General features: G+C 66.0%; 18 protein-coding genes. 6 read left to right on the forward strand and 12 right to left on the reverse strand.

Going from position 1 to position 18,148, the window contains the following annotated elements; all coding sequences use genetic code 11:
- From QGG75_11270 to QGG75_11310, 9 genes are all read right to left on the reverse strand, one after another.
- Positions 1 to 648 carry an RraA family protein gene (locus tag QGG75_11270; protein ID MDP6067812.1) on the reverse strand — a complete coding sequence of 216 codons (648 nt, stop codon included), beginning with the start codon at positions 646 to 648 and terminating at the stop codon, positions 1 to 3.
- Positions 649 to 657: 9 nt separating this feature from the next.
- Complete coding sequence (locus QGG75_11275; GenBank protein MDP6067813.1) at positions 658 to 1,563, reverse strand: MBL fold metallo-hydrolase; 906 nt, start codon at positions 1,561 to 1,563, stop codon at positions 658 to 660.
- 170 nt (positions 1,564 to 1,733) lie between these two features.
- The gene (gene tsaA, locus QGG75_11280) at positions 1,734 to 2,144 is read right to left on the reverse strand and encodes a tRNA (N6-threonylcarbamoyladenosine(37)-N6)-methyltransferase TrmO (protein ID MDP6067814.1); all 411 of its coding nucleotides are present in this window, start codon (positions 2,142 to 2,144) and stop codon (positions 1,734 to 1,736) included.
- Positions 2,145 to 2,186: 42 nt separating this feature from the next.
- Positions 2,187 to 3,287, reverse strand: coding sequence for an Ldh family oxidoreductase (locus tag QGG75_11285; protein MDP6067815.1), 1,101 nt, complete (start codon positions 3,285 to 3,287; stop codon positions 2,187 to 2,189).
- On the reverse strand, positions 3,284 to 4,390 hold the full coding sequence (locus tag QGG75_11290; GenBank protein MDP6067816.1) for an alkylhydroperoxidase-related (seleno)protein: 1,107 nt from the start codon (positions 4,388 to 4,390) through the stop codon (positions 3,284 to 3,286). Before QGG75_11290 ends, QGG75_11285 begins: the two co-directional genes overlap by 4 nt.
- Positions 4,391 to 4,411: 21 nt before the next feature.
- Positions 4,412 to 5,944, reverse strand: a complete 1,533-nt coding sequence (locus QGG75_11295) for an altronate dehydratase family protein (GenBank protein ID MDP6067817.1) — start codon at positions 5,942 to 5,944, stop codon at positions 4,412 to 4,414.
- 11 nt (positions 5,945 to 5,955) lie between these two features.
- Positions 5,956 to 7,407, reverse strand: coding sequence for a D-aminoacylase (locus QGG75_11300; GenBank protein MDP6067818.1), 1,452 nt, complete (start codon positions 7,405 to 7,407; stop codon positions 5,956 to 5,958).
- A gap of 85 nt (positions 7,408 to 7,492) precedes the next feature.
- On the reverse strand, positions 7,493 to 7,942 hold the full coding sequence (locus QGG75_11305; GenBank protein ID MDP6067819.1) for a glutathione binding-like protein: 450 nt from the start codon (positions 7,940 to 7,942) through the stop codon (positions 7,493 to 7,495).
- Between the two features lie 131 nt (positions 7,943 to 8,073).
- A complete protein-coding gene (locus tag QGG75_11310) occupies positions 8,074 to 9,153 on the reverse strand; it encodes a branched-chain amino acid ABC transporter permease (protein ID MDP6067820.1) in 1,080 nt (359 codons plus the stop codon).
- 97 nt (positions 9,154 to 9,250) lie between these two features.
- Here QGG75_11310 and QGG75_11315 point away from each other — a divergent pair, with 97 nt between their 5' ends.
- The 6 genes from QGG75_11315 to QGG75_11340 all read left to right on the forward strand — a co-directional run bounded on the left by QGG75_11315 (position 9,251) and on the right by QGG75_11340 (position 15,470).
- Positions 9,251 to 10,726 (forward strand): aldehyde dehydrogenase, encoded by a 1,476-nt coding sequence (locus QGG75_11315; protein ID MDP6067821.1) that lies wholly within the window; start codon positions 9,251 to 9,253, stop codon positions 10,724 to 10,726.
- A gap of 57 nt (positions 10,727 to 10,783) precedes the next feature.
- Entirely contained in the window at positions 10,784 to 11,251 is a 468-nt protein-coding gene (gene msrA, locus QGG75_11320; protein MDP6067822.1) for a peptide-methionine (S)-S-oxide reductase MsrA, read from the forward strand.
- A 73-nt stretch (positions 11,252 to 11,324) separates the two neighbouring features.
- The gene (locus QGG75_11325; GenBank protein ID MDP6067823.1) at positions 11,325 to 12,275 is read left to right on the forward strand and encodes a DMT family transporter; all 951 of its coding nucleotides are present in this window, start codon (positions 11,325 to 11,327) and stop codon (positions 12,273 to 12,275) included.
- 69 nt (positions 12,276 to 12,344) lie between these two features.
- The gene (locus QGG75_11330; protein ID MDP6067824.1) at positions 12,345 to 13,577 is read left to right on the forward strand and encodes an MFS transporter; all 1,233 of its coding nucleotides are present in this window, start codon (positions 12,345 to 12,347) and stop codon (positions 13,575 to 13,577) included.
- Positions 13,567 to 14,502 carry a homocysteine S-methyltransferase family protein gene (locus tag QGG75_11335; protein MDP6067825.1) on the forward strand — a complete coding sequence of 312 codons (936 nt, stop codon included), beginning with the start codon at positions 13,567 to 13,569 and terminating at the stop codon, positions 14,500 to 14,502. The genes QGG75_11330 and QGG75_11335 overlap by 11 nt, the downstream gene beginning before the upstream one ends.
- A complete protein-coding gene (locus QGG75_11340; GenBank protein ID MDP6067826.1) occupies positions 14,499 to 15,470 on the forward strand; it encodes a D-glycerate dehydrogenase in 972 nt (323 codons plus the stop codon). The genes QGG75_11335 and QGG75_11340 overlap by 4 nt, the downstream gene beginning before the upstream one ends.
- A 10-nt stretch (positions 15,471 to 15,480) precedes the next feature.
- Here the strand turns inward: QGG75_11340 and QGG75_11345 are convergent, their stop codons facing one another.
- The 3 genes from QGG75_11345 to QGG75_11355 are packed head-to-tail and all read right to left on the reverse strand — an operon-like array spanning position 15,481 to position 17,993.
- Complete coding sequence (locus tag QGG75_11345; protein MDP6067827.1) at positions 15,481 to 16,320, reverse strand: glucose 1-dehydrogenase; 840 nt, start codon at positions 16,318 to 16,320, stop codon at positions 15,481 to 15,483.
- Positions 16,321 to 16,340: 20 nt separating this feature from the next.
- Positions 16,341 to 16,937, reverse strand: a complete 597-nt coding sequence (locus tag QGG75_11350; GenBank protein MDP6067828.1) for a TetR/AcrR family transcriptional regulator — start codon at positions 16,935 to 16,937, stop codon at positions 16,341 to 16,343.
- 6 nt (positions 16,938 to 16,943) lie between these two features.
- On the reverse strand, positions 16,944 to 17,993 hold the full coding sequence (locus QGG75_11355) for an amidohydrolase family protein (protein MDP6067829.1): 1,050 nt from the start codon (positions 17,991 to 17,993) through the stop codon (positions 16,944 to 16,946).
- Between the last annotated feature and the right edge of the window lie 155 nt (positions 17,994 to 18,148).

An 18,148-nucleotide genomic window follows, 5' to 3' on the forward strand; every position in this document is an offset into this window, starting at 1 on the left:
TCAAGCGCGGCCGAATTTGTCGATGGCGGCACGCAGCGAACCGGCCTCGGCAATGTACCTCGCCATTTCGGCTTCGACCGCTTCCGCCTCCTCGGCAAAGGTCACAATTTCCGCGACGTGGTCTGCGGGAATGGCGACGACGCCGTCTTCATCTCCGACGATGAAGTCGCCAGGATTGACAACTATCCCGCCGATCTCGACCGGGATATCACGGGCCACGGTTTCGAGCCGGCCGATGGAACTGGCAGGCACGATGGAGCGGGCGTACACCGGGAAAGCGCTGTCGCGTTTGATGATTTCGACGTCGCGCGTGCCACCGTCCAGCACCACTCCCTCATGGCCACGCGCCACGGCACCGGCGTTCATCAACTCCCCCCAAACCGCCGTGTTGGCATCCGCACCCGAGGCAATCACGATGACGCTGCCGGCGGGCGCTTGATCGATGACGTCGAAAGCGAATTCCGGTTTGTGTCGTTCCAATGTCGGGGTTTCGAGAATTGTCGCGGCCGGGCCGACGATTTTCCGGTAATTCGCCCGCGCCTTGATATCGAAGTCCAAATATCCCCGTTTGCCGGCGATTTGATCGCAGCCGTCGGATAGCGTGGCTACCGCCAAGTTGCGCAAACGATCAACGAAGTCTTCTGTCAAATCTCGCTCCTACTTGTCCACCAGGAACCGCCAGCTTTCGCCGTGGGAGACCACCCAGCCGGCGGTGGGCGCGACGAAGTGGGTGCCGAAAACCAGCACCTCGTCGTCGCCATAGCGCTGCAGGAATTCCTTGCGCGTATCCTGCGCGCGGGCGACATCGTGGTCGAACTTGCTGGCCACATGGGGCAGGCCGATTTGGATGGGGTGGTGCATCATGTCGCCCGTGATCACCGCGCGCTCTCCGGCCGAGGTGATGGCGACGCTGACGTGTCCCGGCGTATGCCCGGGTGTCGGCTCCAGTCGAACCTCCTCCGTCACCTTATGGTCGACCTCGACCAAATCGTGCAAGCCCGCCTCGATGACGGGGCGGATCGAATCCTGGTTGACCGCCGGGCAGTCCATGACGGCCTCGGCGATCTCGAGGTCGACGTCGCCGGCTATGGCAGCCACCGTCTCCTGCTGCCAGTGTTCCCACTCCGTGCGCCCGAACAGGTAACGTGCGTTGGTGAACGTGGGCAGCCAGCGGCCGCCGCTGAGCGTGGTATTCCAGCCCACGTGGTCGACGTGAAGGTGGGTGCAAAGCACGATGTCGATGCTCTCGGGCGGATAACCGGCGGCGCTGAGATCGTCGAGGAAGGTACCCCGCAATTCATTCCAGGCGGCGTTGCCTCGGGGCTTGTCGTTGCCGACGCAGGTATCGACGACAATCCGGCGGCCTTGGGACTCGACGACGAAGGCCTGGACGCAGCTCTTCAGGCCGCCGTCCGGCGTGACGAAATGCGGCTGCAGCCAGGTCTCGCGCAGGATTTCCTCGGTGGTGAGATTGCGATAGCCGAAATCGGGCGTCCTGACGGCCGTCAACTCGACAATGCGGGTGATCTTTACGTCGCCGATTTGCCAGCTGTCCGTGGTCATCGAAAATCCCCCCTAAAGTCCATCTGGTGAAGGCGCGGCGCCACTACCGCCGAAGCAAAGGATAACTCGGGTCGGTTTTTCCGCTGCGCCACTTGCAGGTCCCAAAACACCCCCGCCGTGATCTCCAGGGGGCGCTTGTCGTGGATAGAATACATGCAATTTGGGAAAAGTTACGCTGGTGACGGCTGATCGATGTAGGGCTTGATATCCAGCAACGGCGTCCCGTCGCGGCAATCGAGAGCGCTCACCGTCAGTACGTTTCCCTCCACTTTCAGGAGTTCCACCGTGCTCAAGGCGATGGGATTTGGGCGCATCGGAGAACGCAGCGCAAAAACCCCAAGTTTCTCGTTTGTTTCCGACCACTTGGGAATTCTTTGCAAGGCGGAGCGGTCGGCCTCGTCAAGCCAATAAAGTATCTGGATACGGCTCTTGTTCTCGATCCCCTTCAACGCGAGGGACATTGCCGGGTCCAGCTCTATCCGCGAAACGCCGTTTGCCGGGCGCGCCTGACCAGGGCAATCGGCAACCGTTTTGTAGGACGTTCGAATTTTTCCGATAAAGTTAACCGTAGCCGTGTTCATGCTGAAAAGTCTCCCGTAGTGGCCGCGATATCAGCCAACCCCTCAGGACAGCGGCCGGGGCGGGGCCAGCCCATATTTGTCGAGCCATGGTAGCAGTCGCTGCAGGGTCTCCGGGTGCAAGCGCACACCGCTGGCCTGCTGCTCGGCCATACGGGCGTGGGCGCGGTCGCCCGGCATACGCACCGGCTGGTCGGGGTCGATCGGCTTCACCTCACGGCAAACCCTGGCCAAATGGCCGATCTCGCGCTGAAAGGACGCGCTGCCGCCGAAAGCCTCGGGATCGATTAGCAACAAAAATAGGTGATTGCCACCGGCCGTTTCAGGCGTCGCTCGGCCGGCGCCGGCCAGTCCGGAGGTCAAGGCCTCGACCAGGATGGATAGCGCGAAGCCCTTGTGCCCCTGCATCCTACCGCCAGCCGGCAGGATTGCGCCCGGTGGGTCGGCGTAGATTGCCTCGGGATCGTCACTCAACATCCCCGCTGCATCGACCAGCCAGGGCTCGGGCAAGCGGGCGCCGGCACGCCGCGTGCGCTCGATAAAGCGGTTGGTGACGCTCGAGGTGCTGGTGTCGATGAGGATCGGGTGCTCCGCCGTGGGAATAGCGATCGCCAGCGGGTTGGTGGAAAGCCGTGGCTCGCGGCCGCCATGCGGCGCCACCACGGCATTGTCGGGTGCCGAAGCCGCCAGAATGGCCAGCGCTCCCTGGTCGGCCGCACGTTTCACATAGGTGGCGAGGCAGGAGATATTCTGGCTGCGGCAAATCGCCAGAGACACCATCGGATGGTCGCCGAGCCGCTCCAGACCCATCGCCAGGGCGCGCCGGACGACCCATTGCCCGGGCAGGTATCGGCCGTCCAAAACCAGAGCGGCGCCTTCGTCGCGCAGCACTTCGGGCTGGCCGGAGGTCCGGGTCCGCCCGGCCTCTATGGCGGACAGATAGGCGGGCACGAACTGCAGGCCATGAGTGTCGTATTCCAGGAGCTCGGCCTCGACCAGCACCTCGGCCACGACATGGGCGATCTCAGCCTCGAGCCCGGCCCGTTCAAACAGCGTGCTCGCGCAGCTGACGAGCTCCGCGCCGGCATAGGAGATCCCTGCATCCGAGATCCCTGCATCCGAGATGCTTGCATCCGAGATGTTCACTCGGCGGCGCCCTCCCGGTAGGTGTAGTCGTTAAGCCCCAGATCGGCGCGGAAATCGGCCGTCACCTCGGCCTTTTGCTCCTCCAACGGAATGCCGGTGGCGTCGGCGACGCGGTCGATGGAGTTGAAGGTGGCGACCACGCCGGCCGTGTCGACCAGAGCCGCATCGCCCAGCGTCTGGCGCAGTTCGTTGCGCACGGCATCGAGGGCGTCGTCATCGTCGCCCAGCACCGCCTCGGCATAGAGCGTCAGCAGCCGGCCCTGGGGCACGCCGCCGTCACCTTCGCCCAGCACCGCCCTGAGATCGTAGTCGTCACCCGTGTGTTGGCCGCTCCCACGGAGCAGCACGGTGTGGCTGGTGGTTCAATAGAGGCACTGGTTGAGGGACGAGACGCGGCCCGCCACCAGTTCGATCTGGGCGTGGTTGATGGCCCGGAACTCGGTGCCGAAGTCGCGCATCATGGCGCCTTCCAGGTACTGCGTTTCGGTCAGGTCGAAAAAGCCGCGCACCTCGTTCGGCACCAGGCTCATGGCCCGGTAGATGTGTGGCGCCGTGGGAACCGGGTAGAGATCGGATTCCGCTCCCTCGGCGTCCTCGGGCGCCAGCCACGGCACCCAGGCGCCGCCGTGCTTGGCACCGGCCGGGCGCTGCCGCGTGGGCTCGCCCTCGATAGCATCCGGCAGTGCCGCGGCCGGCTGGCCGATGGCCCGGGCGAAGGTGTCGATGGCCACCACGGTGACGATCACCGCCACGGTCTCGACGTATTCCTCCTCGCTTACCCCGGCGGCGATGATGCCCTGGTACCAGTCCTGGGTCAGGCGGCCGGAGTCGGTGCGGATGCGGTGGATCATTTCGACCACGGCCTCGGGCAGTTCGCCGAGATCGTCGTGGCTGCCTGTCACGGCATACGGCGACAGCGCCTGGCGGCGCTCCCGGCAAAGCGTGCAGCCCGGCGCCTGGCGCACCTCGCGGGCGATGGCCAAGCGGCGTTCGGCCTTGAGCCAGGTGCCGGCCCGGGCCAGGCGTTGCCAGCCACGGGCGTGGGCCGCCGTGATGTCGGGCCGCACGGCAACCGGCGCCGATTGGTAGGAGATATCGTTCATGCGGGACCTCCGTCGTTGTCTCTAAAGCGTCGCGCCCACCGTCCAGGGCACGAATTCGTCGTCGCCGAAGCCCAAGGATTCGCTCTTGCTGGGCTTGCCGGACGCGGTCTCGAGTACCAGGCGAAAGATCTGCTGGCCCAGTTCCGGCACCGTGGCGGCGCCGTCGGCGACGGTGCCGCAATTCACGTCCATGTCCTCCGACATGTGCTCGTACATGCGGCTGTTGGTGGCCAGCTTGAGGCTGGGCACGGGCTTGCAGCCGTAGACCGAGCCCCGCCCGGTGGTGAAGCACACCATGTTGGCGCCGCCGGCCACCATGCCGGTCACCGAGGCCGGATCGTAGCCTGGCGTGTCCATGAAGACGAAGCCCTGGGCGGTGATGGCTTCGGCGTATTTGTAGACGTCGACCAGGTTGGTGGTGCCGCCCTTGGTGGCGGCGCCCAGCGATTTTTCCAAGATGGTGGTGAGGCCGCCTTCCTTGTTGCCTGGCGAGGGGTTGTTGTCGAGCGAGGCGCCGTTGAGGGAGGTGTATTGTTCCCACCAGCGCACCCGTTCGACCAGTTTCTCGCCCACTTCGCGGCTCACGGCGCGGCGCGTGAGCAGGTGCTCGGCGCCGTAGATCTCCGGTGTCTCGGCCAGGCAGGCGGTGCCGCCGTGGCGCACCAAAAGGTCCGAGGCGGCACCCAGCGCCGGATTGGCGGTGATGCCGGAGTAGGCGTCGGAGCCGCCGCATTCGAGGCCCAGCACCAGCTTGCTGGCGGGTTGGGGGGAGCGTTCGGCTTTGTTGGCCTCGGGCAGCATGTCGCGGACCCGGGCGATGCCTTCCTCCACCGTCTTGCGCGTGCCGCCTGTGTCCTGGATGGTCATGGTTTGAAGTTGGGGTCCCACCTCGAGGCTTTCGCCTTCGACCAGGTATTCGATCTGCAAACCCTCGCAGCCCAGCCCGACCAGCAGCACGCCGGCGAAGTTGGGTTGCCGGGCGTAGCCCGAGAAGGTGCGGTAGAACATGGCCTTGGCCTCGCCCACCGGGACCAGGCCGCAGCCGCCGGTGGAGTGGTTGAGCACCACCACGCCGTCGACGTTGGGCCAAGCCGCCAGCGCCTCGCCGCGAAAAGCCTCGGCGATATAGCGCGACGCCGTGGCCGAGCAGTTGGAGGTCGAGATCACGCCGAGGTAGTTGCGTGTGCCTACGCGTCCGTCGGCCCGGGCGTAGCCCTCGAAAGTGGCGCGTTCGCCGTCCGCCACCATTTCCACCTCGCGGGTCTCGGCGCCGAAGGCGTAGTCGCGGTCGAAATCGCCGAACTCGAGATTATGGCTATGCACATGATCGCCCGGTTCCAGGTTCTGGCTGGCGAAACCGATGACCTGGCCGTAGCGCCGCACCGGCTGGCCGGCGGTTATGGTGGTGGTGGCGATTTTGTGGCCGGCGTTCACGTTGTCCCGCGTGGTCAGTCCCTCGGCGACGATCTCGAAGTCGGCCAGCACGTCAACGTTGGCGATGACGACGTTGTCGCTCTCGTGCATGCGGATGGTCAGTGGTAGGGTTTGGGACATGATCGGCCTTCTCAAGCGGCGCGGCGGATGGCGCGGCCGGATCGGCTACCGGTCCACTTGCCGGCGGCGAAGGCGACGGAGCCGTTGACCAGCACCATGTCGATGCCGGCAGCCGGGCGTAAGGGCTCTTCGAAGGTGGCGCGGTCGATCACGGTCTCGGGATCGAAAAGCACCAGGTCGGCGAAACAACCGGCCTCGACTCGGCCCCGGTCCTTGATTCCGAAGGTTTCGGCCGAGAGCCCGCTCATGCGGTGTACGGCTTCCTCCAGCGGAAAGAGACCCAGCTCGCGGGCGTAGTGGCCCAGCACGCGCGGGAAGGTGCCCCAAAGCCTGGGGTGCGGGTGCTTGTCGTGGGGAATGCCGTCGGAGCCGATCATGGTGCGGGAATAGGCCAGGATGCGCTGCACGTCGTCCTCGCTGAGCATGAAGTAGATGGCCCCGGCGGGTTGCACCCGGTCGGCCGCCTCCAGCACTTCGATGCCCCATTCGGCGGCCAGCTCCGCCAGGTCGCGGCCGGCCGCCTGGGGCTCCGAGTTGGACCAGGTGATCATGGTGCGCTCGGCGCGTTCCACCATCTCGCTCATCAGCACCGTCGAGCCGGCGGTGTAGGGATAGGCGTCGAGGCCCACGGCCTGACTCCGGCGGGCCTCCTCGATGCGCCCCAGCGTCGCCGTGCTGCGTCCGTGGTTGGCGGTGCCGGCGCATTTATGGTGCGAAATCACCACCGGCACGCCGGCCCGGCGGGCGGTCTCGAAGGTCTCGTCGAGCGAGATCTCGACATCGTCGTCCTCGTTGCGCATGTGGGTGGTGTAGACGGCGCCGGTGCCGGCCAGGGGCTCGATCAGGGCCACCACTTCGTCGGCCGGCGCCTGGCGGCCGGCGGGATAGAAAAGCCCGCTGGAAAAGCCTATGGCACCGGAACCCAGGGCCTCGCCGACCTGGATCCGCATGGCCGCGATCTCGTCGCCCGTAGCCGCCCGGTCCATGGTGTCCATGGCCCCGGCGCGTAGCGTCGAGTGGCCCACCAGGGGTGCCGCATTGATGGCTGCCGGGCTGGCGTCGAGGGCATCGAGGTAGGCCCCGAAGGTGGGATAGAGGAATGCCGCCGGCCCGCCCATCAACTCGAAGACCGGGTCCGTGGCTTGCTCCGGCTTGAGCGGCGCCAGGCTGAAGCCGCAGTTCCCCGGCACCACCGTGGTCACGCCCTGGCTCAGCTTGGGCGTCATGTCGGGGTCGGTGATCAGGGCCCGGTCGTCGTGGGTGTGGACGTCTATGAAGCCGGGCGCCACCACCTTGCCGGTGGCGGCGATTTCCTCGCCGGCCTTGGTGGCGGCGAGGTCGCCGACGCCGACGATGCGGTCGCCGCTGACCGCCACGTCACCGCGGCGCCCCGGCGCCCCGGTGCCGTCGATGACGGTGGCGTCGCGAAACAGGATGTCGCAGGTGGCGGGGGCCTCAGTCATGGGATCCTCCAAGCTCGGGGGGCGGCACAAAAAGCGGTGGCCCAACCCATAGCATACCTGGGCGAATTGATGGAGCGCGCGTCCCTCAAGCCGTGGCGCTGGGTCGGGCGGCCACTTCGCTTTGCCAGCGCAGCACGTTGGCGGCGCTTTCCGACGCCCCCATCTCGACGCGGCCGGCGGTTTCGATGGCAACGTAGGTGGTGATGTCGGCGATGGTGAACGCCGGGCCGGCGATGAAGGGGCTTTCGCCGAGGCGCTCGTCCAGGCGCTCGAGGAAGCGCCCGAAGCTCACCCGGCCGCGGGCCGCCAGGTCGGCAAGCTGGGGCACGCCCGAGGGCACGCCGGCCAGGGCGCGGTCCTCGAACATGGGCAGCGTGTTGCGCAAGACCTCGCCCACGGCGCCGATGCACTCGATCTCGGCCCGGCGCTGCCACATTTCCACGACGGCGCGGCCGGCGGCCCCCCGGCCCATCAGCGCGGGCTCAGGCTGGATCTCCTCGAAGTAGCGGCAGATGGCCACCGATTCGCTGATCATGGTGGGGGGAAACCTTTTCCCAGACCTCATCCCTGATGACGAAACGTCCCGTGTTCATCAAAACCTCCTTGCAAAAGGAAGTTTGAATCACTTTTTGACGCTCTTGGGAATCCCTTAAATGTCAACAGGCCCTAATGCGGAAACGGCCATAGTCTCAGTTTTTCCTTGGCGATCTGCCATAGCCGGGCCAGGCCGCCGGGCTCGACGGCGAGGAAAAAGATGATCAGGGCGCCGAAAAACATGACCTCGAAGTGCTTCAGCAGAGCGACGTCGATTTGCAGCCCGAGCGCTGGCGGCAGGTTGGTCAGGAGAATCGGCACCGAGGTGATGAAGGCGGCCCCCATGAACGAGCCCAGAATGCTCCCCATGCCGCCGACGATGACCATGAACAGGACCTGGAAGGAAATCTCGACGCGAAACGAGGCGCCGATATCGAAGCCGCCGAGCCAGGTAAAGATCGAGAGCGCCCCGGCGACGCCGATATAGAAAGACGAGATGGCGAAGGCCATCAGCTTGGCCGGCAGCGGTCTGATGCCGATCAGTTCGGCCGCGATATCGCGGTCGCGAATGGCCATCCAGGAGCGCCCCAAATGCCCGCGCACCAGGTTCTTGGCCAAGAGCGCCAAAACCATGACGATACCAAGCGTCAGCAGATAGCGGGCCTCGGCCGAGGCTTCGGGGCCGGTCACCATGACGCCGAACATTTTGCGCGGTGGTGCCGTTATGGAACCGGACGGGCTGTAATTGTAGAACCATGCCATCCGGTTCGAGATCCAGTTGATGAAGAACTGCGCCGCCAAGGTGGCGACGGCCAAATAGAATCCCTTGATGCGCAGGCTGGGCGAGCCGAAGACGATGCCGACGAAGGCCGTAATCAGGCCCGAAAGCAGAAACACCACGATCATGTTGAGATCGGGAAAGGCCGTGGTCAGCTTGTAGGTGGAAATGGCACCGACCGAGGCGAAGGCGCCGGTGCCCAGCGACAACTGGCCGCAATAGCCGACCAGAATATTGAGGCCGATGGTCAAAAGCGCAAAGACCAGGAAGGGGATCAGGATAGCCTGCAGCCAGTATTCGTCGGCCCACAACGGCACGACGACGAAGGCCACCACCAGGGCGGCGGCGCAGGCCCAGCGATCCTGGGCCAAGGGAAATATCGCCTGGTCCTGGGCGTAGGTGCTTTTGAATTGGCCGGACCCGCGGTACAGCATCGTGCGATTCTTGCCCCTGGGATATGGCGGTGATTTGTCTCACTCTAGCGGGCAACACCGGCCACGGAGAGCGTGGAGACCAGAACGGGAGTGTGTCATGCAAAAGCACAAGATGTACATCGGCGGCGAGTGGGTCGAGGCCGCCGGCGGCGAATGGTTCGAGAGCCTCAATCCCTACACCGGCCAGCCCTGGGCGCTGGTGCCCCGTGGCGGCGCTGGCGACGTCGACCGTGCCGTCGAGGCCGCCCACCAGGCGTTTGTAAGCGGTGACTGGCCGGCCCTGACGGCGACCCAGCGCGGCGCGCTATTGCGCAAGCTGGGTGACCTGCTGGCCGAGAACGCCGAGCATCTGGGCCGGACCGAGACCCAGGACAACGGCAAGCTGATCGCCGAGATGGGCGGCCAGACCGCCTACATTCCGCAGTGGTGCTATTACTACGGCGGCCTGGCCGACAAGATCGAAGGCTCGGTCTTGCCTATCGACAAGCCAGGGCACCTCAACTTCACGCGCTGGGAGCCCCTGGGTGTGGTGGCCGGCATCACGCCCTGGAACTCGCCGCTGCTGCTGATGTGGAAGCTGGCGCCGGCCTTGGCGGCGGGCAACACCATGGTCATCAAGCCCTCGGAATTCACTTCGATCTCGACGCTCGAGTTCATGAAGGTGTTCGAACAAGCCGGCTTTCCGCCGGGCGTGGTCAACGTCGTCACCGGTTTCGGCGCCGACGTCGGCGCGCCGCTGGTCGAGCATCCGAAAGTGGCCAAGGTGGCCTTCACCGGCTCCGACGTCACCGGCGCGCGGATTTACGAGGCGGCGGCCCGCAGCCTCAAGCACGTCACCATGGAGCTCGGCGGCAAGTCGCCCAACATCGTCTTCGACGACTGCTTCGTTGACGACACCGTCAAGGGCGTGATTTCCGGCATCTTCGCCGCCACCGGCCAGACCTGCATCGCCGGCTCGCGGCTTTTGCTGCAGCGCTCGATTCACGACCAGTTCGTCGACAAGCTGGTGGCCTTCGCCAAGACCGCGCGCATGGGCGATCCTGCCAGCCTGGAAACCCAGGTCGGCCCGGTCACCACCATTCCGCAGTATGAAAAAGTCCTGAGCTACATCGACGTGGCCAAGGGCGAGGGCGCCGAGACGGCGCTGGGCGGTGCCAAGGCCACGCGCCCCGAGTGCGGTGAGGGCTGGTTCGTCGAGCCCACCATCTTCACCGGCGTCGACAACCAAATGCGCATCGCCCGGGAAGAGGTGTTCGGCCCGGTGCTTTCGGTGATTCCCTTCGACGACGAGGAAGAAGCCGTGGCCATCGCCAACGACATCAACTTCGGCCTGGCGGCCGGGGTCTGGACCCAGAACATGGGCCGCGCCATCAAGATCTCGGAACGCCTGCGGGCCGGCACGGTGTGGGTCAACACCTACCGCGCGGTCTCCTTCATGTCGCCCTTCGGCGGCTACAAGCGCAGCGGATTGGGCCGCGAGAACGGCCAAGAGATGATCAAGGAGTACCTGCAGCAGAAAAGCGTCTGGATCGCCACCGAGACGGAGGTGCCGAACCCCTTCGTGCTGCGCTGACTGGGCGGCGGCGGGACGCGAACTAGGTTACTGGCCAGGCTGGAGGGGAGTGAAAACATGGCCACAGCGACTTTTGGTGCGGGCTGCTTCTGGGGCGTGGAAGCGGCGTTCCGCAAGATCCAGGGCGTCAGCGGGACGGCCGTCGGCTACGCCGGCGGGACGGTCGATGAGCCCACATACGAGGCTGTTTGTCGGGGTACCACGGGGCATGCCGAGGTGGTGCGGCTGGAATTCGACCCCCGCCGGGTGAGCTATGACCAGTTGCTTGAGCTCTTTTTCGAGATCCACGACCCGACGCAGTTCAATCGCCAGGGTCCCGACGTCGGCACGCAGTACCGCTCAGTGATCTTTTTCCACGACGCCGATCAGCAAGCGGCGGCCCGTGAGGCCAAGGCCCGGATTCAGGCCTCGGGCAATCTGCCCGGGCCGGTGGTGACCGAAATCAGCGCCGCCGGCGACTTCTGGCCGGCCGAGGACTACCACCAGCAATATTTCGAGAAGACCCGCGGCCGCCGCTGGGGCTAGCGAAAGGGTTTGACTGCGGCCATGGCGGGGTGGGCATAATCGCGCTCTCTCAACCCTCGCTTACGCCTTCCCCATGCCGTTTTACAAAAACCTCGTCTTCTGGGCCTACACGGCCGCCTTTCTCGGCGTCTTCAGCCACGCCACCAGCGAGTTCTTCTCGGTGTTGTCGGGGATCAGCGGGCCCGAGGTTTCGGTCTGGCGCTATCTGCTGGGCAGCGCCTGCCTGTTGCTCGTGGCGCTGTCGCGCCAGAGCACGCGCAACCTCTTGGAGCCGTTGCGCAAGGACGGCCTGCGCATTTTCGTGCTGTCGGTCTGCGGCATGGCGCTGGGCCAGTTGATCTTCCATTGGTCGCTCGACTTCGCCTCCATCGTGCAGGTCGCGACCATGGTCACGACCATGCCCATGGGCGTCATGGTGGTCGATGCCATCGTCAACAAAACCCGTATCACGGCGCCCAAGGTGATCAGCGGCCTGGGCGCTTTCGGCGGCGTCGTCTTCCTGCTTACCGATGGTTATCTGGAGCAATTGCAGCTTGCCTCGGGCGCCTTTTACGGCGTCCTGATGGCGCTGGGCTGCGCCGTCATCGGCTCGTTCTACCTGGTGCTGATCCGGCCCCTGATCAACGAATACGGCGCCATCCGCATGACCACGCTGACTTTCGGGCTGGGCGCCGGGGCGCTGTGGCTGGTGGTGGGCTTGGCCTGGGGCATCTGGGTCGACCCCGCGACGCTGTTCGAGCGCCCGCCCCAGGCCTATCTTTCGCTGCTCACGCTGGGCCTGTGGAACACCTGCATCGGCTTCATCCTCTGGCTCTGGGGGCTGTCGGCGGCGCCCGACATGGGCCGCGCCAATTACCTTTTCTTTCTCAAGCCGGTGATCGCGGCGCTGCTGGCGCTGGCCATCCTGGGCAGCGCCATCACCGCCGTCCAGGTGGCCGCCATCGTGGTGGTTTGCGGCTGCGTGCTGGTCGAGATCTTTTACGACCAACTGGCGGCGCTGCTGGGCCGCCGGCCGGCCGGGTGACTTGATCGCGGGGCGACCTACCTGATAGGGGTATCGCCCGCTTCTGCCCGCCCCTGTGGAAACCGAGCCATGACCGCAATCACCTCAGGAAAATCCTGGCGCACGCCCATGCTGGTGCTGGTGGCGGCGGCCGTCACGGTAATCCTGAGCATGGGCTTGCGCTCCAGCTTCGGTCTGTTTTTGCGCCCCATGAGCGCCGATCTGGGTTGGGGCCGCGAGATCTTCGCCTTCGGCATGGCGCTGCAGAACCTGCTCTGGGGCGTCTTCCAGCCGGTCGCCGGGGCCATTGCCGATCGCTTTGGCGCCGGCCGGGTGATCGCCGGTGGCGGTGTGCTCTATGCGCTCGGCCTCTACGTCATGTCGACCACCAGCTCGCCCCAGGATTTCCATCTTAGCGCCGGGCTGCTGATCGGCATGGCCCAGTCGGGCGCCGGGCTCTCGGTGGTGCTGGGCGCCGCCGGCCGCGTCTTTCCCGAGGAGCGCCGCTCCTGGGCCCTGGGCGTGATCACGGCGGCGGCCTCGCTGGGGCAGTTCAGCATCGTGCCACTGGGCCAGGCCTTCCTCAGCACCTACGGCTGGCAGTTCTCGTTCCTGTTGCTCGGCATCATCGCGCTCCTGATCATACCCATGGGATCGGCGCTAAAGGGCCGGGCCGAGCCCTTGACGGCGGCGGACGACCAGACCCTGGGTCAGGCCCTGCGCGAGGCCATAGCCCACAAAGGTTTTTTGCTGCTGACGCTGGGCTTTTACGTCTGCGGCTTCCACGTCGCTTTCATCGGCGTCCACCTGCCGGCCTATCTGGTCGACCGCGGCGCCACAGCCGAACTGGGGGCCTGGGCCCTGGCACTGATTGGGCTCTTCAACATCATCGGCTCCTACACGGCCGGCGTGCTGGGCGGCCGGCGCAGCAAGAAATACATGCTTAGCGGTATCTATCTGCTTCGTGCCGTGGCCTTCTTCGGCTTCATCACAGTTCCCGTCAGCGTCACCTCGACGCTGCTCTTCAGCGCCGCCATTGGGCTCTTGTGGCTCTCGACCATCCCGCTGACCTCGGGTCTGGTGGCGCAGATCTTCGGGCCGCGCTACATGGCGACGCTGTTTGGCGTGGTCTTTTTCAGCCACCAATTGGGCAGCTTCACCGGCGTCTGGCTGGGCGGATACCTATTCGATACCACCGGTTCCTACGACGTTGTCTGGTGGGCCGGCGTGGCCCTGGGCATCGCCGCCGCCATCGTGCATTGGCCCATCGACGACAAGGCCGTGGCCCGCCTCGAAGCCATTCAGGCGACAAATGCCGGTTAGCGCCGGACCGCCCTGGCTCGACCAACGCCTGGCGGCGGGCGAGGTCGTCATCATCGACGGCGGCGTCGGCACCGAGCTCGAGGCCCGCGGCGCGGTGATGGACGATACCGCCTGGTGCGGCCCGGCCAACCTGGAAGCCGGCGAGTTGCTCACTCGGATCCATGCCGATTACATCGCCGCCGGGGCCGACGTCGTCATCGCCAACACCTTCGCCGCCGGCCGCCAGGCGCTCGAGCCCGCGGGCTACGGCGCCCAGGTCGTAGAGATCAACCGCCTGGCCGTCGAGTACGCCGTTCGGGCCCGCGACGCGGCCGAGCGCGAGGTTGCCGTGGCCGGCGCCATTTCCCACTTCATCGCTCCCCAAACCGGCCCCGAATGGCGCCATCCCGAGCGCTTGGCGGCCTGCTTTCGCGAACAGGCCGAAATTCAGGCCGAGGCCGGTGCCGACCTGATTGCTCTGGAGATGATGCAGCGCCCCGAATATGCCGAGGCGGCCATGGCGGCGGCCCAAAGCACCGGCCTGCCGGTCTGGCTCGGCCTTTGTGCCCGGCGGGCGCCGGCCGGCGAGGGCTTCGTCAGCATTTCCGATCCACCGTTCGCCATGGACGAGATGTTTGCCGCCGCCGGCCGGCTCGGCGCCGGGCTGATCACCGTCATGCACTCCAGCGTCGACATCACCGGGGCGCTGCTCGAGCAATTGCGGCCGCACTGGTCGGGGCCGACCGGCGTCTATCCCGAATCGGGCTATTTCGAGATGCCGCACTGGCGGTTTGTCGACATCATTTCACCGGCCGCCCTGGCCGCCGAGGCCGAGCGCTGGCTGGCCGCCGGCTGTCAGGTCATCGGCGGCTGCTGCGGCACCGGGGTCGCGCACATCGCCAAGCTCAAGGAGAGCCTGCCAAGCCACCTCGGGAGTCCGCCATGACCAAGGCCGTCGTCGTTCTCACCCGCCACTGGACCGGGGCCGCCGAGGCCGCCATGTCGGAGGCCTTCGAGGCCCGGCTCAACGCCGCCGACGACAAGTTGTCAGTCGACGATATCGTGGCCCGCTGCCAGGGCGCCGTGGCGCTCTGTCCGATCCCCAGCGACCCTATCGACGCCGAGCTGATCGCCAGGCTGCCCGCAAGCGTCAAGATCATCGCCGTCTTCGGTGCCGGCACCGAAAATGTCGATGTGAAGGCGGCCCAGGCCCGCGGCCTGGTCGTCAGCAACACCCCCGGTGCCGTGGCCGAGGATACCGCCGACGTCACCATCGCGCTGATGCTGGCCACCTGCCGGCGCCTGGTGCATGGCGACCGTGAGCTCAGGGCCGGGCGCTGGCAGGGCAGCCAGGTCGACGACCCGCTGGCCGGTCAGCGGTTTTGGGGCAAGACGCTGGGCATCGTCGGCCTGGGCAGCATCGGCAGCGCCGTGGCGCGGCGCGCCCGGGCCTTCCGCATGCCGCTGATCTATCACAACCGCAACCGTGCGCCCGAGGCCGAGGCGGCCTGCGAGGCCCGCTTTTGCGCCCAACTCGACGAGTTGCTGGAGGCCGCCGACATCGTCTCGCTGCATTGTCCGCTGACGCCCGAGACGCGCCACCTGATAGATGCGGCGGCGCTGGCCCGGATGAAGGCGGACGCCGTGCTGATCAATGCCGCGCGCGGCCCGGTGGTCGACGAGGCGGCTCTCATAAAAGCCTTGCGAAGCGGCACCATCGCCGCCGCCGGGCTCGACGTCTATGAATACGAGCCCCAGGTGCCGACTGAGTTGGTGGCGCTGGAAAACGTGGTGCTGGCGCCGCATCTCGGTACCGCCTGCGGCGAGGCCCGTTACGACATGGGGTTCCGGGTGCGCCAAAACGTCGAGGCCTTTCTGGCCGCCGGCCAGCCTCTCGATCCGGTGACGGAATAGCCCGCAGCCTTCACCCCATGGCGTCGAAGGCGCCCTTCAACTGGCCCAGCGCGTCCTGCAGCACGCTCCACTGGCGGCCGCCGATGAGGCCGCCGTCGACGACGATGTCGCGGCCGTTGATGAACGACGATTCGTCGCTGGCGAAAAACAACGCCGCCCGGGCGATGTCCTCGGGCAGGCCGGCGCGTTTGATCGGCTGGATGGTCTCGAAGGCCTGTTTGAGAAGCTCGGCCGTGCCTTCGGCCTTGTCGGCCTCGACGCCCAGCGCCTTGCCGAAGATGCCGGTGGCGATGGCGCCGGGCGAGACCGAATTCACCCGCACGCCCTGCTCCCCGAGCTCCATGGCGACGCAGCGGCTGAGGTGGATGACGGCGGCCTTGGCCGCGGAATAGATCATCGACGAGGAATAGCCCGCCTGGTGGCCGGCGATCGAGCCGTTGTTGATGATCGAGCCCGAGCCTTGCTTGATCATCACCGGCGCGGCGTGCTTCATGCCCAGCATGACGCCGCCCACCAGCACCTTCATGGCGCGATCGTAGAAGTCGGTATCGATGTCGGCGATGGAGCCCGTGGGGGCCGGGCCGCCGGCGTTGTTGAAAAGCACATCGAGCCGGCCGTGGCGTTCCACCGTGGTGTCGATCAGGTTGGCCACGTCGTCCTCGACGGCGACGTCGGCGCGGATGAATTCGGCCGCCGGTCCGACACGCTCGGCCAGCGCCCGGCCCAGTTCCTCGCGCCGCCCGCAAAACACCACCTGGGCGCCTTCCTCGACGAAGAGCTCGACGCTGCGCTCGCCGATGCCGCTGGTGGCGCCGGTGATGATGGCGATTTTTCCCTCCAACCGTGCCATGGGTTCAGTACCTCCGTTGCTCAGGCCTTCAGTCCCTCGAGAAAGATCGCTGCGAACTGCTCGGCGATCTGCTCCAGCGTATGGCCCCGGTTGCGGGCATACCACGTCGGCACCCAGTTGCACATGCCCAGCAGCCCCAAGGCCGCCAGGCGGCAGTCGAGATCGGCGGCGAACTCGCCGCCGGCCACGCCGGCGCGGAAAATGCCCTCGACCAGTTCCTCGTAAGCCCGCGCGATGCGCTGCACGTCGCGCCGGCGCTGGCCGCCCAGGTGCTGGCGTTGGCCGAGAAAAACCTCCATGTGGTTGGGCAGCGTGCGCAGCGGCTCGAGGTGGCAAAGGAAGAAACGGCGGATTTTCTCCCGGGCCGGAAGGTCCTCCGCCACGATGCCCTCGAGGCGTTGCACATGGCCCTCGACGCCGAGCCGGCAGACCTCGGCTAGGGCTTCTTCCTTGGAGGAGAAATAGTAGTAAAGGCTGCCCTGGCGGATGCCCAATCGCTCGGCGATCTCTTTTGTGCTGGCGCCGTGATAACCCTTTGCGGCGAAGACCGCGGCGGCGGCGTCGATGACCTGGCGTTGGCGCTCGCGGTATTTTTGCTCTTTGGCGGCGGTCGCCATGGTCCGCTAGCCGTCTTGCGGTGCCCAGGCCGCCGGCACCTGATCCCACTGGATCTGGTCGCCGTAGCGCTCTTCCTTCTGGCGCATCAGGCTTTGCACGTCGATCTTGCAGAGGTTGGCCATGTTGAGGCCGAGGATCTTGGCCCGGTCGTCTTCCGACATCTCGATGGCCATGACCTGGCGCAGGTTCCAGTCCATGTGCAGCGGCAGGTACGTGGGCGGCGCGCCGGGGGGCGTGGCGGCATAGGTGCGATCCTGGCCGTAGTACTGGTACGAGATCGAAGTGCCCCAGTCGGAGCCGAACAAGAGCTTGTCGGGGCCGATGTTGGGGTCATGCAGCACGCGCTCGATCTGTTCCTGCTGGCATTGCGACATCTCGAGATAGACGTTGGGGTGGCGCCCCGCCACCATGGCCGCGTTTTTGGGGAAGTTCTTGTACCAACCGGTCTGCACCCCGGCGTGGCCGACGATGATCGAGACCTCGGGGAAGGCCAGGGCCAGGTCGTCGACCAGCAGCGGGTCGACGCCGCGCAAGCGGCAGGTGTCGGGATAGGCGATGCAGCCGGTGTGAAAGAGCACCGGGGCGTCGTGCTTCTTGGCCACCTCCATGATCGGCCACATCAGGCGCAAGTTTTCCTCGATCGGCATATCCATGCTCTTGGAAGGCAACAGCCCGGTGGTTTCGCCGATGCCGACGAATCCCCGGCTCAGCCAATGATCGACCTCGGCCGCCGCGTCGTCGGCGCTGAAGGGCGCTTCGCCGGCCCATTCCCGGCGCGAGGTCTCGACGTAGCAGCAAAACGGGATCAGCCGGTCGGGAAAGCGTGCCGCCTGGGCCGCGATCATCTCGTTGCGCATGTTGAAGGCGGTCAGCACCACCGCCATGTCGACGCCGGTGCGGTCCATGTCGGCCAGCAGCATGCGCGAGTTGTCCCAGGGTTGCTGGCTCATGATGACGTCTTCCAGGCCGCGGTAGGTGAAGGCCTCGCCGCGCTTTTGGTGGCCCGGCGTGAAACGTTGGGTGTGGACGTGGGCGTCGATGATCAGTCGCGACATTTTTTTTCCTTCCGCTAGGGCCCGTTGACATTTAAGGGATTCCCAAGAGCGTCAAAAAGTGATTCAAGCTTTCTTTTGTCAGGAGGCTTGGATGAACACGGATCGTTTGGTCATCGGGGACGAGGTTTGGGAAAAGATTTCGCCGCACCTGCCGG

It is taken from the genome of Alphaproteobacteria bacterium (assembly GCA_030740435.1).
In the GTDB taxonomy this organism is placed as follows: Bacteria; Pseudomonadota; Alphaproteobacteria; order UBA2966; family UBA2966.